The sequence below is a fragment of the Streptomyces sp. NPDC020801 genome (assembly GCF_044334385.1).
Taxonomy (GTDB): domain Bacteria; phylum Actinomycetota; class Actinomycetes; order Streptomycetales; family Streptomycetaceae; genus Streptomyces.
In genome coordinates, this window is the sequence record NZ_JBIRST010000010.1 from 87822 (window position 1) to 102803 (window position 14982).

The window sequence follows — 14982 nt, forward strand, 5'->3', positions numbered from 1 at the left end:
GCGGGTTCGGGCGTGTTCGTTGATCCACGGGCGGGCGGCGGGAGAGCGAGGTCAGGTGCGCTCCCCCGCCGCCCGCGTTCTCAGGAGACCGTCACGCGCAGCGCGTCGGCCTGCTCGCCGCCCCAGCTCAGGGTGACGGCGGCGGTGGCGGGTGCCGTGGGCGTCGCCAGCCAGCCCAGGAGTGTGTCGCCCTGGGAGACGGCCAGCGCCGCGGTCCCCGCGGGCAGCTCGACGGACCAGTCGCCGTCGGCGCCGGTGACCCGGTCGTCCGCGCCGGTGGGGTTGAAGACGCCGATGAAGCGCGTGCCGTCGGGGGCCGTTCGGGTGATGGCAACAGCCCGCCGGTGGGCGGACATCCAGCGGGGAGCGTCCGTGACCAGCCCGGCGACGAAGCCAGCGACGGCGCCGTGGGCGGCGACGCCCGCGGCGACCGTGAGTTCGCCGGGTGCGGTGCTCGCGCCGGGGTGGCCCGCGCAGAGCACACCGAGAGTTTCGGCGGCGTCCTGGGCGGTCGGCTGCGGGAGCTCGTCGAGCCAGCGCAGGCCGACCAGACGGTGGGTGTCGCGTAGCTGTTCGTGGACGGCCTCGGTGAGTTCCCGAAGGACGGTCCTGCCCTCCCGCTGCCACGCGCCCGCCTCCGCCAGGGCGCGGTCGACGAGCAGGTCCGCGTCGCGGTCGAGCCGGCTGCCGGCCAAGGCGGCGCCATGGCGTTCCAGGAACCGGGCGAGCAGTCGCAGGCTCTCGCTGGTCGGGTTGTGGTCGCCGGCCTCCGTGAGGGGCGCTCCGGGGCAGTACGGCGGGGCGTGCAGGGCGGGGTCGACGCCTTCGGCGCGCAGCCCGTCCGGGTCCATGTCGATCAGCTCGCCCCAGGTGCCCGCCGCGCAGGCGGTGTAGACGCTGACGGTGGTGGATCCGAGCGTCAGGGCCAGCAGGGCGTTGAACAGAGGCGTGCGCGGACCGGCGAAGGTGTCGTCGTCCCAGGTGAAGCCCCAGTTGGCCTCGAGCACATCGGTGTCGCCGAGCAGGATCTCGCCGAGGTGCGTGGCGAAGGCCTCCGGGCTCTGCGCCGGGTTGCCCACCCACTCGGTGTGGCCGATCAGGTGCCGGGAGCCCTTGAGGGCGCGGTGACGGGCGGCCCAGGCGTCGATGGTGGCGTCCGGTCCCGTGGCGCGGGCCAGGGGTACATTGGCCACACGGGCAGGGCCCGCGGGGAACAGGTCGGAGATCCAGTCCCACAGGCCGGCGATGGCCTCGCCCGACCAGCGCGCCCACAACAGCCGCAGTCCACTGGGCCAGTCCGCGAGGTCGTCGCCGGTGCGCGCGGCCTCGTCGGCCAGTCCGCGGGCGGACAGCCAGCGGGCGAACTCCTCGCGGGCCGCCGGGGAGGCGTCCTGGGCGTCGATGGCGATGTGCACGTCGCCGGACATGCCCTCGTTGCCGAGCTGGAACGCGACGACGGGACCCCGGGGGGCGGCCGTGGGGGACACGACCTCGTCGGCCACCGCCCGCAGCCAGGTGGCGACCTCCTCCTTGACGGCCGGGTCGTGGAGGCTGGGCAACGGCTCGGCCTGGGAGGTGAGCAGGTCGCCGTTCAGCCCCCGGTAGGGCGTGTGGCCCGGGCCGCACAACCGGTCGGGGAGCCCGCCGAGCTGTACTTCCGCGTGGATAAAGGGGCCGGGCTTGACCAGGACGGCCAGGCCGGCCTCGGCGGCGAGGCCGATCAGCCCGACGACGTCGCGCTGGGGGTCGGTCTTGCCGTGGAAGTCGAACGCGCGTTGTTCGCCGTCACCCGTCTCGTGGAACCGCCAGGGCAGGTAGAACGAGACGACGTCGACGCCAAGGGACCGCAACTCCCTCAGATTGCCAGCCCAGTTGCCCGGGTCGGCCCGGTAGTAGGGGTACTCGCCGATGACGACGGGGCGGTCCGTGCCGGGTATCAGGGCCGTGTTCAACCGGGCGTTCACGAGGTGCTCCCGTCGTGGTCCGGGACAAGGACGACCTTGAGGGCGGCGTAGTCGGCGCCAGGTACGGCGGCGAGGGCCTTGAAGGCCTCGGCGTGATCTTCCAGCGGGAAGCGGTGGGTGATCAACCGTTCCAGCGGAATTGAGCGGGCCAGCTCCACTGCTTTGGGGAAGATCATGCTGTTGTAGTCGCCGGCACCGATGATCTGCAGTCCGCGCTGGAGGATCTCCAGCGGGCGCACGGTCGCGGTGGCGTTGCTGTTGAAGCCCATGACGACGACCCGGCCGCGCTGGGTGGCGTAACCGAGGCTCTGCTCGAGGAGGTTGCCCACGGAGTCGACGACCAGGTGCGCGCGGTGGGTGAGCTCCACATCGTCCGGGGCGTGGACACTGATCCGGCCCTCGAACTCGGGGGCGGCGAAGATCTCCCGGTCGAGTGACTGGCGGACCGGGTCGGGCTCGACGACCAGAACCCGGGCGCCGTAGCGGGCGGCGGCCATGGCGGTGACGGCGCCCATCGGCCCGCCACCGACGATCACCGCGATCTCGCCGGGCTGCAGCCGGCCGGCCTCGATGTTGTTGAGGGCGCAGGCGAGCGGTTCGACGACGACCGCCCGGTCGAAGCTCATCCTGTCGGGTATCGCGTGGCAGAACAGCTCGGGCAGGCGCATGAACTCGGCGAAGGAGCCGTCGTAGTCGAGCCCGACCTCGGTTCCGGCCTTGTTGCCGCAGAAGTTCCAGTGCCCCTCCAGGCAGGTGGCGCAACTGCCGCAATACAGGGTCGGGTTGATGATGACCCGGTCACCGGGTGCGAAGCGGGTCACGCCGGGGCTCGTGGCCTCGACGACGCCGACGGCCTCATGGCCCATCACCACGCCGGGCTCCGCCGGGAACTTGCCGACGAGCACACTGCGGTCGGTGCCGCAGATACCGCTCTGGACGATCCGGATGACGACGTCGGTCGCCTCGCGAGGTTCCGGCTTGGGCCGGTCGACCAGTTCCAGAGAGCGGTCCCCGGTCAGCGTGAGCGCCTTCATGCGTCCCCCTCGGCGGCCGAGGCGGCGCCACGGCCCAGTTCCCAGCGGATGGAGTCGAGCAGTTGCTTGTGCAGTTCGGGCGTCGCCGCGGCGATGCACGACTTCTGGTTCAGCGGCCCGAGGTCGACCAGCGAGGTCGGCCCCAGGTCGTCGCCATAGGCGTCGGTGATCACGACACCGGCCTGCCGGGCGAGGTAGACCGCCGCGGCGATGTCGTACGGGAACAGGTGCAGGATCGAGCCGCGTCCGACGCGCAGGAACTCGGCCTCGGTGTCGGGGTGGTCGCGCAGGATTCTGTTGCCGATGTCGACGTAGGCGTCGAGCTGGCCGGTGATGATACGGGAGATGGAGAAGCTGGCGCTGTTGAAGACGAACACCCCGCCGGTGTTGGCCGACTGGTCCACGAGGTGGGAGTAGGCCGCGTCCATCAGGTGCATGGGGTGGCCGTTGAACTCGATCGACCAGAACATCTTCGCCAGGTCCTTGGTCCGGCTCAGCCGCGGTACGGCAGTGGGGTGACCAGCGCTGGAGAGGCCTTCGGTGTCGTCGCCGTAGATCCAGGCGCCGCTCTTGATCTCCAGTAGGCAGGCGGCCGTGACGTCGGCCAGGGTCGGCTTGCCGTCGCCGTAGGGGGCAGCCGCGATGGAGACCACGCCCATCTCCAGGCCGGCCGAGGTGGGGCGGGTGCCGTCGATGGGGTCGACGACGAGCAGGTATTGCGGGTCCGGGGCGAGTTCGACGAAGGCTCCGTCCTCGGTGTAGACAGCGACGGGTACCTCGGCGTGGGCGCGCAGGTAGTCCAGGACGGCCTTCTCGGCCACCTCGTCGACGTCGAACTGGGCGTCGCCACCCGGGGAGTCGCCGTGCACCTGGCGGGCCAAGCCCCGCTGGCCGTAGGTCAGCAGCTCGGCACGGACGTGTTCGCCAAGTCCCTTGAGCAGATTCTTCACTGGGCCAGCTCCGCCATGAACAGGTTCTCCAACTTGTCACAGATCTCCTCGGCCTGAGCCATCGTCAGGATCAGCGGAGGACGGATCTTCAGGACGTTTCCGTAGCCGTAGCGCGAGGTGCGCAGGATGAGGCCGTGGTCCATGGCCGCGCTTGCCAGGTGGTTGGTGAGCTTGACGGCCGGCTTGCCGTCGGGCTCGCACATCTCGAAGCCGATCATCAGGCCGACACCACGGACGTCACCGATGGCCGGATAGCGCAGCTGCATGTCGCGCAGGCGCTCAAGAATGTAGTCACCGGTGTTCCTGACATTCGCCAGGAATTCCGGCTGCCGCACGATGTCGAGGGTGACGTTTGCGGCCGCGGCGGCAAGGAGATTCGAGCCGTAGGTGAACGAGTGGTGGTGTGCGGGGAGCCCGGAAAGGCGGTCGTTGGTGAGAATGGCGGCGACCTGCGCGCCGGAACCGCCGAGTCCCTTCGCCGTGGTGATGGCGTCCGGCTCGACATCGAAATACTGGGCGGCGAACATATGGCCGGTACGGCCGATGCCCGTCTGGATCTCGTCGAAGATGAGGGCAATGTCGTGCTCGTCGCAGAAGGCCCGCAGCTTCTGCATGTAGCCGTCCGGCGGCATGATGTTCCCGCCGTTTCCGGAAATGGGCTCGATCAGTACGGCAGCGACCCGACCACTGCTCGCGTACTCGATGAAGTCGTCGATTCGGTCGACGCACATCAGGCCGCAGGTTTCCTTGTTCTGCCCGTAGAAGCAGCGGAAGCAGTACGGGTCGGGAACCTGAAGGCTGCCCGGGTACAGGAGCGGGAACGGCTCGCGCCGGAACGCGTTCCCTGACATCGATGCCATCATCATCGTCTGTCCCACATGGCTCCGGAACAGCGTGATGACCTCGGACTTACCAGTGGCGTGCTGCGCCATCTTGATGGCACCCTCGTTGGCCGAGGACCCGCCGGAGACCTTGGGATGGACCCGGGTGAGATTGGCCGGCGAGGTCTCCACAAGCCGCTGCACCAGTCCATTAATCGGATCGCTCTGGTACGAGGAGGTGAGATGGACAACCTTGTCGAGCTGGCCCTTCATCGCCGCTATCACGGCGGGGTGGGAGTAGCCGAGGCTGAGGTTGAACGTCGCCGACGCACAGTCCAGGTATCGGTTTCCGTCAGAGTCGTACAGATAGACACCTTCACCCCGGTCCATCTTTTGTGCGCTGACAGGATAATAGAGATGATCGGTAACTGTCTTGATGTCCATTACTTCCCCCTGAGACAGACATGGAGCACACGTCCGCTCAAATTCCGTATGATCGAAGAGTTGTGTGGATTAAATCCGGCCACCGAACACATCCGCGCCAATGCGGAGTGCGATGCAGAGGTGGCGGGGGCGGAATGGAATTGCGGTGTGCTCGGAACTCACTCAACGCCCCCCAACAACAAGATCACATCGGATGCCTCGCTGGCAAGGACGGGCGGAAGTTCGCAAGCGATTACTATCCGGGGAAGGCCAGAGCGGCGGCAGAAATCTCAATCGAGCGCCGCACCGCGGCCGAGGCACTGCCCAGTGCCCGGCCGACATGCGGCACGCCGCGTGCCAACAGCGCGATCGCCTGTGCCGCGTGGCGCGCCCGGTCCGCGGGCAGGGCCGTCGGCCGCACGAGGTGTCCCTGGCGGGCGGCGATATCAGTAGCACGGCGACCGCCAGGGCCGAGGTGTCCGAGACGTCGGGTCGTTCGGCGGCGCGACGCATCCGCGCCCTCGCCGCGCTCGCACGCGCGCCGAGCGCGGCGGTTCCGGCACATTCCTCCTCGACACGCTGCAGCGCTTCGGGGCCGAGCGACTCCACCCACTCCCAGGGCCGCCGCTCACGGCAGGCCGCGCCGACGCGACGGGGCACCTCGTCCTGCACCATGTCATGGGACTGCCCACCGCCACATGGCACAACACGGTCGTCGGACAGCTCCAGCCGCCGCGCGACGGCGAGTTCGAACAGCGCCGCCCACGACTGCGCGTCCGGCTTCGGGCCGGGACCGCCAGGGCCAGGATCCGTCCTCACCCGCACCGCACAGGACCAGCAGGAGAGGCGCCGACGTCACACGGTGTTCCCCTCCTCCAGCGCCGCGGCCAGGGCCCCGACGCCCGTGAACAGGTGGCCGCGCATGCCGACCCGGCGGGCGGCCTGAACGTTGTCGGAGCGGTCGTCCACGAACAGGATCTCCTCGGCGGGCAGCCCGAGTTCACGGCTGCACCACTCGTAGGCGGCCGGTTCCGGTTTGGCGCTGCCGATCCGGCAGGACAGTCCGACCACGCTGAAATGGGCGAGCCACTTTTGGGTGTCCTCGTAGTGGGCGGCGAGTTCTTCCGGGATGTTGGAGAGGAGTCCGAGACGTGCTCCACCGTCGGCCAGCTCGGCCAGAAAGTCCACGCTCTCCTGGTCCACCTCGCTCCAGCTGGCCAGGTCGGCGGCGATCAGATCGTCGACCTGCCGGCCGGTGAAGGGCATGCCGAGGCGTTCACCCACGCGCTGCCAGTAGGCGGGGCCCAGGATGTCACCGCGGTCGTACGAGTGACGCAGTGACCAGTAGGCGGCCCAGAAACGCTGTCCGCTCACACCTGCTGTTCGTTCGATCGCGGCTTGTGACTCCGGGGACTGGACTCGGGCCAGGACTCCGAACATGTCGAACAGGACGGCTTTCACGCCTGTACCTCCGAAGGGCTTGTGGTCTCGGCTGAGCCGGGGCTCGATCTCGATGCGGGCAGCCCGTCGGGATCGGGGGCGTTGCGGCGCAGCCAGAAGCCGAGCAACAGACAGATGCCGGCCAGGGCGAACAGGACGACCGGGAGCGCCTTGACGTCCAGACCGTCGATGACCACACCTAGCAGGGGCGGGAAGGCGACGCCGCCGATCATCGACGCGGCCATCACATAGGCGCCGGCCGCAGCGACGCTCGGCACCGCCCGGTTCAGCCAGGGCAGACAGGTGGGGAAGATCGGCGCGATGGCGAGGCCCACCCCGAAGTAAGCGTAGGGCGCCGCCGAGGGAAGTGTCGCCAGCAGCAGGAATCCCGCCATGCCTGCGCAGCACACGGTGAGGATCGCAGGTGCCGAGAAGCGCAGGCAGAGAGGGACCACGACGAAGCGGCCGATGGTCATGGCGGCCCAGTACGCCGACGTGGCGGTGGCGGCGGTAGCGGCGGCATAGCCCACGGTCTCCAGATGGGTGGGCTCCCATCCGCCGACTCCGGTCTCGATGGCCACGTGCAGCACGTAGACGCCGATGAACGCGGCGATGATCGGCGCGACGCGCGCACCCGTGCCGGCAGCGGCCTCGGTGACGGGCTGGGGTTCCCGGGAGGTCACGCCGCGAAGTGTGAACAGAATGAGCACACAGACGGCGGCGACGCCTAGGAAGATGCCCGGGTAGCGCTCGGCACCGAGCCATCCCACCAGGGCGGGCCCCGCGATCGCACCCACACCGAAGTGGCCGTTGAGCAGGTTGAGCATCGCGGTGCTGCGACGGCCGAAGGCCACGGCGAACAACTGGTTGAGGCCGTAGTCGACACCGCCGAAGCCGAGGCCGATGACCAAGGTGCCGACCAGGGCCAGGGGCCAGTTAGGCGCGAGGGCGAAGCTTACCGCTCCGATCGCCATGAGCAGGTAGGAGGCGCCGAGCAGTATCCGGTGGCCCAGTCGCGCGCACAGCAGGTGGTAGAGGAGTACGCCGACCACCGCGGCAGCGAAGTGTCCACTCAGGCTGAGTCCGGCCACGGCCGGGCTGATGCCGTAGTCCTTGCGCAACGCGGGGATCGCGGGCCCGTACAGGGCCTGAAGGGCTCCGATCACCACGAATGCCAGGCAGGAGGCGACGATCGCCACGGTCGTGAGCAGTGGTCGCGAGGCCCCGGGCGGATCTGCTCTTCGGGCTGTGGACATCGGACTCCTCAAGGGAAGACTGGTGAACGCACATCTGACCCACCAGAAAAGTGCAGTTCACATGAGATCAGCACGCCAACACTCTCATACTTAATGACCGCTTGAACAGGGAAGGTGTTCGAAAAGCGCCAACCCGCTGGGCTGGCCGATACCATCGCTGGCGTGAACGTGATGGAGAGACACAACTTCGTGATCGAGCTGCTCATGCGGGAGAACCGCGCCACCGTGGCGGACCTCGCCCGGGAGACGGGCGCCTCGGAGATGACGATCCGCCGGGACCTGGAGCTGCTGGAGTCGCGCGGTGCCCTGCGCAGGGTGCGCGGCGGCGCGGTGAGCAACCTGCCGGGCGGGGTGGAACCGCCGTACGCGATCCGCGCCATGTCGGGCATGGAGACGAAGGAGCGACTCGCGCGCAAGGTGCTGTCGCTTCTGACGGACGGCGAGACGATCGCCCTGGACACCGGTACAACCCTGGTGGCCGTCGCGAAGGCCATGGAGCACCGGCAGTTCACCGTCACCCCGCTGTCGCTGCACGCCGCCTTCGCCCTGTCCTCGTACCCCGGCATCCAGTTGCTGCTACCCGGCGGCCAGGTCCGGTCCGGAGAGCTCTCCTTCTACGGCCACACGCCCACCGAGACCTTCAAAGACCTATGCTTTGACACCTTCGTGCTGGGCTGCTGCGGGGTGGACCCGGCCCGCGGAGCCACCGCGTACAACCTCGACGACGTCCGGGTGAAACGCGCGGCTCTCGATGCGGCTCAGCGGGTCATCCTGGTGGCCACGGCCGAGAAGCTCGGCCGCACGGCGCTCGGGCGCGTCTGCTCACTGGAAGAGATCGCCCTGGTCGTCACGGACGCGGCACCGGACAACCCGGTCGTGGAGACGATGCGGGAGCGCGGCGTACAGGTGGTCCATGCGCAGCCCTGAGCTGCCCGGGTCGTACGGCACGGCCTGCCGCTATCAGCTCAGACAGTCGATGTTGCTACGACCGATTGAATCTGGGCAATACACATCGTTCAAGCTCGCCGAGCATCTGGACGCCGCCCGCATCGCGGCCTCCATCGGCTCGGTCGTGATGCCTACGACAATGCCCTGATGGAATCAGCGATCACGCAGCAGCGGGATGTCAAACTTGGCGTCGTGGGTGAGGACGCAGATGGCCGTGCGAGTGTCCACCTCGGTGGTCTTCAGGTAGCGGTGGGGCCAGTCGACGATGACGTCGTCCGCGTGCGAGAAGCGGGCGCGTGTGACGAAGACCGGGCGGGCGTCACAGACGGTGACGTGGTAGCCGAGGAACTTTCCTGCCTGACTGAGGGCGGCGGCGAAGTCGACGACACCGAAAATCAGCATGCGCGGGCGGCGGGCGTGGACCAGGACGGATAGCCTGCTGCCCCTGTGGGGGACCGTGCTCATCGGAGTGGGCGCGTGCTCCGTCTTTGTCGGACTGACAGTGGACTTCGATGCGCTGCGGGACCCAACCGCCCACTCTGAACTGGCCACTCTCGCGGCGATCGCAGCATTCGCCGTCTTCTTCAACCGCCTACTGGGCCGATGCGCCCATCAGCTGGTTCAGGTCCGCTCAGTGGCCGAGACCGCCCAGCTGGCGGTGCTGCACCCGGTACCGCAGCACCTTGGGCACGTCACGCTCGAGACCCTGTACCTGGCCGCCGCGGCGGAAGCCCGGATCGGCGGCGACCTGTACGAGGCGATACGCACCCCGCACGGCGTACGGCTGCTCATCGGCGACGTACGCGGCAAGGGCCTCTCGCGATCCAGGCGGCCGCGACGCTGCTCAGCGCCTTCCGCGAAGCCGCCCACGACGCGGCCGACTACCTCACCTCGCGCGCCACCTGGAGACGAGCATGAGCCGCCGCGCCTCCCAGTACCCGGAGGTCCCGGGCTCGGAGAGCGCTGAACGTTTCATCACTGCACTCCTCGCCGAGATCCCGGACGATGAACCGATCGTCCGGACCGTCACCTGCGGCCACCCACCCCCGCTGCTGCTGCGCCACGGCGAGGTCCTGGAACTGCAGCCCGCTGCCCCCTCGCCGCCGCTCAACCTGGGCATGCTGGTGAGCAACGGGTACCACGTCGATCTGGCCCCCTTCCATCCCGGAGACCAGCTCCTGATGTATACCGACGGAGTCACTGAGACCCGCGACCGCTCCGGCGCCTTCTACCCCCTCCCCGAACGAATCCGCCCATGGAGCGGCGAGACACCCCACCAGCTCCTCGCCCATCTCCACCGCGACCTGATCGCTTACAGCGGCGGCCGGCTCAACGACGACATCGTTGCCCTCATCGCTCAGCGGCGCCCGAGCCGCCACTGCACCTGAACTCGTTGTCGGCCCGGCCGCATGATCAGCGCATCCGGCAGCGGATGGCGTGCCGGGACCGGCTGCGGGTGCCGCGGCACGCCAACGACCTTCTGTCTCATGTCACGGACGACGCCCGGCAGGGCCGTCGCTCGGTGCGGCTGCCGGGATCGAGGTGGCGGAGGTGCCCCATGGGGTGGCCGCTGAGGCGGAATGCAACTTACTTCGGCGAGCGCGATGAGCTCCTTGCAGCCGTCGGTGCGCACTCCCATGAGGACCAGGACGCAGGAGCGGGCCTGGCCGAGGCGGATCTTGGGGTGGACGCCGTCGGCCCACACGTAGACGTAGTCGGATTCCGACAGGTCGCGGGCTTGGAAGACGGCGTGGTCATCCTCCATTGCTTGGTCAGCCGGGTCACGGTGGCCGGCGGAAGCCCGGCCGAGCTGCCGAGGAACTGCTCCATGGCGGGCACGAAGTCGCCGGAGGACAGTCCGTGCAGGTAGAGCAGGGGAAGGACCTCGCTGATCTTCGGGAACTTCCGGCACGAGGGGGCCAGGATCTTCGACGAGAACCGCTTGCGCTCGCCCGTGGCGGCGTCGACGCGCGGCGCCTTGACCGACACCGGGCCTGGTCACGGTGCGCTCGCGGTGGTGGCCGTTGCGGACCACCAGCCGGCGATCGGCTTCGTCACGCTGGTCGGCCAACTCGGCTATCACTGGTTGACTTCGGCCTCCAGGGCCGCGGCGAGCATCCGCCGGGCGCCCTCGCGGACGATGTCGTCCATCAGGAAGCCAGTCTCGGTGGTTCCGTCGTTGTTGACTACGCTGAGCAGTCGGGTAGCTCCGGGGCACTGCTGCACCGGAGCCCCCTCAGAACCGGACGTGCGAGTCATCCCCGCATCCGGCTCAAGCTGGCCTGTGGCTGCCGGTGGGTGTCATGTTTCCAGTCGCCAGCGTGTGCCTGGCGATGACAGGACGTGTGGATCAGCTCCAGGTTGTTCGGGGGGTCGCTGCCGCCCTTGCTGCGGTAGGTCAGATGATGCACGTGGATCGCCCGGAGGCTCCCCGTGAACCAATTGGCCCAGTCCTGAACGTCGTCCGGGTCGAACCCGGCTCCGTCGATCAGATCCAATCCGCACCTGGGGCACAGCCCCCGCTGACGGTAGGCGAGAGAGAGGATCTTCTTGGGTTCTCCCACTGCCTGTACCCGCTTGCGTCGACGGTTCCCCCAGTACTCTTCCAGCTCCGGATCGTCGGGTGATGCATCGTCCTTGACCAGGGTGTGTCGCTGGATCGGCGTCCAGGAGGCTTGCGGCAAGTAGTGCTCGGGGGTGCCGAACACCCACTTGCTGGACCTGCCTGGCTGGAACGTGCCCCAGTACCTCCGTTTGATCCATCCCCAGGGTTTGCGGCGGTGTCGTCGCATGGCCCAGCTTTTCAGGACCTCGAAGGTGTGGGCGTCCAGTAGGTTGAAGGTCTCCTTCGAGCAGACAGTCCGGTAGTACGTGGACCAGCCACGTACAAACGGTGACAGTGCCCTGACCAGGGTTTCAATGGGCGAGCCGCTGTTCTCCCTGGCCGTAACACTGATCCTCTTCCGGGCTCTCTGCAGGGCATCCCGGCTCGGCTTGATGATCAGCTTTTCGCGGAACCTGCCGACGTTGAACCCGAGGAAGTCCACTCCGCTGGAGAGGTGAACCACCCTGGTCTTCTCCTCGTTGAAGGAGAGACCCCGGGGTTCGAGCCATGCGGCCAGGTCCTGCTTGGCCTTGATCGCTTCCTTCTCCGTGGTGCAGAACACCACGACGTGAGTCGGCGGCGGGAATCTCACCCGCCGCCGCTCGCAGAACCGTGCGGGAGCCTCTCGACTCACACGGCTCCCATTGCCCAGCCATCAGGTTTAGAGGGTGTCTCACGTGGCGAGTTTCGCGAGCTTCTTGTAGCAGGTCAGGGCGGCGGCCAGGCCGAGGAGAGCGAGGAAGTGGGAGCTTTTCCGCTCGTATCGGATGGTGAGCCGGCGGTAGCCGAAGAGCCAGGCGATGGACCGCTCGATCTTCCATCGGTGTCGGCCGAGTCGCTCGCCGGACTCGATGCCCGGGCGTGCGATGCGCGGGATGAGTCCTCGTGAGCGGAGCCAGGCGAGGTGTTCGGCGGAGAAGTACGCTTTGTCGGCGCGAACCTTGACCGGTCGCCGTCGTCGTGGCCCGCGCCGGGAGCGTATGGAGGGGATGCCCAGGAGCAGCGGCTTGAACGCCTGGCTGTCGTGCACGTTCGCGCCGGAGACTGCGACGGCCAGCGGGATGCCCTGGGCTTCGGACAGCACATGCAGTTTGCTGCCCTTCTTGCCACGATCGACCGGGTTCGGTCCGGTCAGCGGGCCCCCCTTTTCGCGCGGACGGACGCGGCGTCGATGATCGCTGAGGTCCAGTCCAGCTCGCCCCTGGCACCGAGTTCGTCCAGGACGGCCCGGTGCAGCCGACGCCACAGACCGGCCTTGGTCCACGCCGTGAACCGGCGATGCGCGGTGGCGGGCGAGGTGCCGAACGTCGGCGGCAGGTAGCGCCAGGCGCAACCGCTGGTCAGCACGTACACCACCGCGGTGAACACCTTTCGATCCGCCACTGGCACCGTCCCGCCCCCCTGCTGTCTGGGCCGGAACGGCGGTATCAGCGGCGCGGCTATCTTCCACAGCCCATCGGGGACCAGGTCCCGCGCAAGATCCACAGCCATGGCGGACGATCATGCCCCAAGTGGCGCCTGCGGTGCGGGGATAGCCGTTGGTCATCGAGTCCCACGACTTCTAACCTGCTCGAATGATCGAAGATGGCGCAGTGGTACGCGTGGGAGACCCCGGACCGCGACCGGTCCACCTGCTCTTCTCCGAGCCGACAAGACCGTTCGGGGACGATCCCACACTCGACTTCCTTGTGAAAGCTCGCGGGCAATGGGTGAGCGTCGAGACCCTGGTGCGGACGTGGGACGGCGACGGCATCGACACATTCCTCTCCACGCTGGCCGAGGACTTCCGCGGCTGGGAAGGATCGCGCGCCTGGCGCTCCCTGGAACACGACCTGACAATCTCGGCGGAACACCGCCCTGGCGGCTACGTCCACCTCACGTGGGGCATCCACGACCGGCCTCCGTCCGAGGAGTGGCACTTCGAGACCACGACCGTGCACGCGGCCGGCGAGGAGATGCGAAACCTCGCCGCCGAGATCCACACGTTCCTCACGAGCACGGTCGAGTAGCTGGAGCACCACGTGAGACAGCCTCTAAGTTGTCGCATCTGTTGCGGTAAAGATCATCCGTCTCCCTGACAACTGACGGGGAGACAGCTGGCGTGCCCGGCGGCTGGCGTGCCGAGGAGGCTTGAGCAGGCCGACCGTCGCCAGGAGCAACAATCCGTCGACGGACAACGGCCACAGCGCGGCGCTCGGGGCGTCTACCCCGCCCTGAAGAGCAAACGACCTCTGGTGAACGTAGGAGGCGTACGCAGCAACCGACGCCACCACCAGGGCGCAGCCCCGGCGCACCCAGGTCTCAAGGTCAACCGCGCGAGAACCGTGTGAACCGTCCTGTCGGGGCTCGTCGGCGGCCCTCATCGGGGCTCACCGCGCTTGCGGCGCCGCCGCGGGCCGCGACCGTAGCCGCGTTCCACCGACAGCAGCAGGGCGACCGGCAGCCAGCCCGCCACCAGCATCGGCTTCCACGCCAGCGCACGCGCGGCCGCAACGTTCGCCGCAAGCGAGACGGCGATGCCGAGAAGGAAAGCCAGCCACACCACGGCCCGCGCCCGACGCCCCGCCGTGCGAGTCGTATTGAGCAGTCCGACTGTCGCCAGCAGCAGGAGCCCATCCACTGACAACGGCCACAGCCTCGCACTCACCGCATCCGCCCCGCCCTGCAGGGCAAACGCCCGCTGATGAACGTACGAGACGTACTCGGCCACCGAGGCGACCAGCAAGGCACCAGCCACGCCGCACCCACACCTCGAACCCGACACCACCACTCACAGTGTCCGGCGAGGCGTCACGAACGTCCGGAAACTCCTCGCGGCCAGCCGCACCCGGGGAGCTCACCGGGAACCACCCCCACGCCGACGGCGCCCCCGCTGTTGCGGCACCGCGACAGTCCCGGAAAGCACCAGCTCACGACCTGTTCGAGGCCGTACAGACGCTGTCGGTGCCCCGCCGAGGGCTCAAACCTGCGACCAAAAAACATCCCGGGCCTCACCATCCGTCGGCCACAGGCGGCGACGGCCCTATCGCGATCCCTGTCCGCCATCCATAGGCAACGAGACCACCGCCGCGCCCACCCGGCCCTGACACTACCGACAACAGCCCGCACCGCCCCGTCGGCAACGGAATCCGTAGCCGAACGCGCGCCCATACAGATGACGCCCCGTCAGTTCGATCCAGCACCGATCCAGCAAGAGTGCGGATAACCAGGGATGACGACAGGTGACGAGACGTCAGGGAATCCAGCACGGATCCAGCAGCGGATACAGCGACGGGGTCGACCCTGAATCAGGCAGACCCCATCTGACCTGCACATTTGCCAGATCGTCACGCCGATGCTACGGCGCCAACTAAACGTTGAAGCGGAACTCCACCACGTCCCCGTCCTCGGTCATATGGTCTCACCTGGCCCTCTATGTGCGCATCGCCCTCGGCACGGATTTCAGCCACCGAGCCCGCTCCACAAGGTCCCCGGTCGACACAGGACGACAAATCAGCGGTGCGACATCTCTATAGGGGATGTGCCAGCACCAACGAGTTCT

15 protein-coding genes and 2 pseudogenes are annotated in these 14982 nt (G+C 68.1%); 4 read left to right on the forward strand and 13 right to left on the reverse strand.

The features are described 5' to 3' along the window. Positions 1–80: 80 nt before the first annotated feature. The 6 genes from ACH4UM_RS21665 to ACH4UM_RS21690 form a co-directional block, all read right to left on the reverse strand. Positions 81–1964: a beta-galactosidase gene (locus ACH4UM_RS21665; protein WP_398181623.1), complete on the reverse strand. Its 1884-nt coding sequence runs from the start codon at positions 1962–1964 to the stop codon at positions 81–83. Next, positions 1961–2998 carry a zinc-binding dehydrogenase gene (locus ACH4UM_RS21670; protein ID WP_398181626.1) on the reverse strand — a complete coding sequence of 346 codons (1038 nt, stop codon included), beginning with the start codon at positions 2996–2998 and terminating at the stop codon, positions 1961–1963. Before ACH4UM_RS21670 ends, ACH4UM_RS21665 begins: the two co-directional genes overlap by 4 nt. Then, positions 2995–3948, reverse strand: coding sequence for an inositol monophosphatase family protein (locus ACH4UM_RS21675; RefSeq protein ID WP_398181628.1), 954 nt, complete (start codon positions 3946–3948; stop codon positions 2995–2997). Before ACH4UM_RS21675 ends, ACH4UM_RS21670 begins: the two co-directional genes overlap by 4 nt. Next, a complete protein-coding gene (locus ACH4UM_RS21680; RefSeq protein ID WP_398181631.1) occupies positions 3945–5213 on the reverse strand; it encodes an aspartate aminotransferase family protein in 1269 nt (422 codons plus the stop codon). The genes ACH4UM_RS21675 and ACH4UM_RS21680 overlap by 4 nt, the downstream gene beginning before the upstream one ends. 834 nt (positions 5214–6047) lie before the next feature. Continuing rightward, the gene (locus ACH4UM_RS21685; protein ID WP_398182091.1) at positions 6048–6632 is read right to left on the reverse strand and encodes an HAD family hydrolase; all 585 of its coding nucleotides are present in this window, start codon (positions 6630–6632) and stop codon (positions 6048–6050) included. A 17-nt stretch (positions 6633–6649) separates the two neighbouring features. Further along, a complete protein-coding gene (locus ACH4UM_RS21690; protein ID WP_398181634.1) occupies positions 6650–7888 on the reverse strand; it encodes an MFS transporter in 1239 nt (412 codons plus the stop codon). A 171-nt stretch (positions 7889–8059) separates the two neighbouring features. On the opposite strand from ACH4UM_RS21690, the gene ACH4UM_RS21695 reads away from it, so the two are divergent. Further along, positions 8060–8815, forward strand: coding sequence for a DeoR/GlpR family DNA-binding transcription regulator (locus ACH4UM_RS21695; protein WP_398182093.1), 756 nt, complete (start codon positions 8060–8062; stop codon positions 8813–8815). Beyond that, a complete protein-coding gene (locus ACH4UM_RS21700; protein WP_398181637.1) occupies positions 8802–8984 on the forward strand; it encodes a hypothetical protein in 183 nt (60 codons plus the stop codon). Before ACH4UM_RS21695 ends, ACH4UM_RS21700 begins: the two co-directional genes overlap by 14 nt. Positions 8985–8998: 14 nt before the next feature. On the opposite strand, the pseudogene ACH4UM_RS21705 reads toward ACH4UM_RS21700, so the two are convergent. Both ACH4UM_RS21705 and ACH4UM_RS21710 read right to left on the reverse strand, forming a co-directional pair. After that, a pseudogene (locus tag ACH4UM_RS21705) lies at positions 8999–9274 on the reverse strand (XdhC family protein); the annotation flags it as partial. Between the two features lie 193 nt (positions 9275–9467). Then, complete coding sequence (locus ACH4UM_RS21710) at positions 9468–9611, reverse strand: hypothetical protein (RefSeq protein WP_398181639.1); 144 nt, start codon at positions 9609–9611, stop codon at positions 9468–9470. Positions 9612–9750: 139 nt separating this feature from the next. Between ACH4UM_RS21710 and ACH4UM_RS21715 the strand changes: the two genes are divergently transcribed. Continuing rightward, on the forward strand, positions 9751–10224 hold the full coding sequence (locus tag ACH4UM_RS21715; RefSeq protein ID WP_398181641.1) for a PP2C family protein-serine/threonine phosphatase: 474 nt from the start codon (positions 9751–9753) through the stop codon (positions 10222–10224). A 203-nt stretch (positions 10225–10427) separates the two neighbouring features. Here the strand turns inward: ACH4UM_RS21715 and ACH4UM_RS21720 are convergent. The 3 genes and pseudogenes from ACH4UM_RS21720 to ACH4UM_RS21730 form a co-directional block, all read right to left on the reverse strand. Further along, positions 10428–11035: pseudogene (locus ACH4UM_RS21720) on the reverse strand (transposase); the annotation flags it as partial. 56 nt (positions 11036–11091) lie between these two features. Beyond that, complete coding sequence (locus ACH4UM_RS21725; RefSeq protein WP_398181644.1) at positions 11092–12006, reverse strand: group II intron reverse transcriptase; 915 nt, start codon at positions 12004–12006, stop codon at positions 11092–11094. A 108-nt stretch (positions 12007–12114) separates the two neighbouring features. Then, a protein-coding gene (locus ACH4UM_RS21730; protein ID WP_398181647.1) for an IS5 family transposase occupies positions 12115–12932 on the reverse strand; the annotation gives its coding sequence in 2 pieces (ribosomal slippage) (positions 12115–12582 and positions 12585–12932; 816 coding nt in all). An 83-nt stretch (positions 12933–13015) separates the two neighbouring features. Here ACH4UM_RS21730 and ACH4UM_RS21735 point away from each other — a divergent pair. After that, positions 13016–13450 (forward strand): DUF6228 family protein, encoded by a 435-nt coding sequence (locus tag ACH4UM_RS21735; protein ID WP_398181649.1) that lies wholly within the window; start codon positions 13016–13018, stop codon positions 13448–13450. Between the two features lie 24 nt (positions 13451–13474). Here ACH4UM_RS21735 and ACH4UM_RS21740 read toward each other — a convergent pair whose 3' ends face one another. After that, entirely contained in the window at positions 13475–13804 is a 330-nt protein-coding gene (locus ACH4UM_RS21740) for a DUF2637 domain-containing protein (protein WP_398181652.1), read from the reverse strand. After that, on the reverse strand, positions 13801–14178 hold the full coding sequence (locus ACH4UM_RS21745; protein WP_398181655.1) for a DUF2637 domain-containing protein: 378 nt from the start codon (positions 14176–14178) through the stop codon (positions 13801–13803). The genes ACH4UM_RS21740 and ACH4UM_RS21745 overlap by 4 nt, the downstream gene beginning before the upstream one ends. Between the last annotated feature and the right edge of the window lie 804 nt (positions 14179–14982).

Bases quoted from the DNA above. Each gene is read 5' to 3' on its own strand.
- ACH4UM_RS21670 (WP_398181626.1), bottom strand. From the start codon at position 2,998: ATGAAGGCGCTCACGCTGACCGGGGACCGCTCTCTGGAACTGGTCGAC.
- ACH4UM_RS21680 (WP_398181631.1), bottom strand. From the start codon at position 5,213: ATGGACATCAAGACAGTTACCGATCATCTCTATTATCCTGTCAGCGCA.
- ACH4UM_RS21685 (WP_398182091.1), bottom strand. From the start codon at position 6,632: ATGTTCGGAGTCCTGGCCCGAGTCCAGTCCCCGGAGTCACAAGCCGCG.
- ACH4UM_RS21690 (WP_398181634.1), bottom strand. From the start codon at position 7,888: ATGTCCACAGCCCGAAGAGCAGATCCGCCCGGGGCCTCGCGACCACTG.
- ACH4UM_RS21695 (WP_398182093.1), top strand. From the start codon at position 8,060: ATGGAGAGACACAACTTCGTGATCGAGCTGCTCATGCGGGAGAACCGC.
- ACH4UM_RS21700 (WP_398181637.1), top strand. From the start codon at position 8,802: ATGCGCAGCCCTGAGCTGCCCGGGTCGTACGGCACGGCCTGCCGCTAT.
- ACH4UM_RS21715 (WP_398181641.1), top strand. From the start codon at position 9,751: ATGAGCCGCCGCGCCTCCCAGTACCCGGAGGTCCCGGGCTCGGAGAGC.
- ACH4UM_RS21735 (WP_398181649.1), top strand. From the start codon at position 13,016: ATGATCGAAGATGGCGCAGTGGTACGCGTGGGAGACCCCGGACCGCGA.
- ACH4UM_RS21740 (WP_398181652.1), bottom strand. From the start codon at position 13,804: ATGAGGGCCGCCGACGAGCCCCGACAGGACGGTTCACACGGTTCTCGC.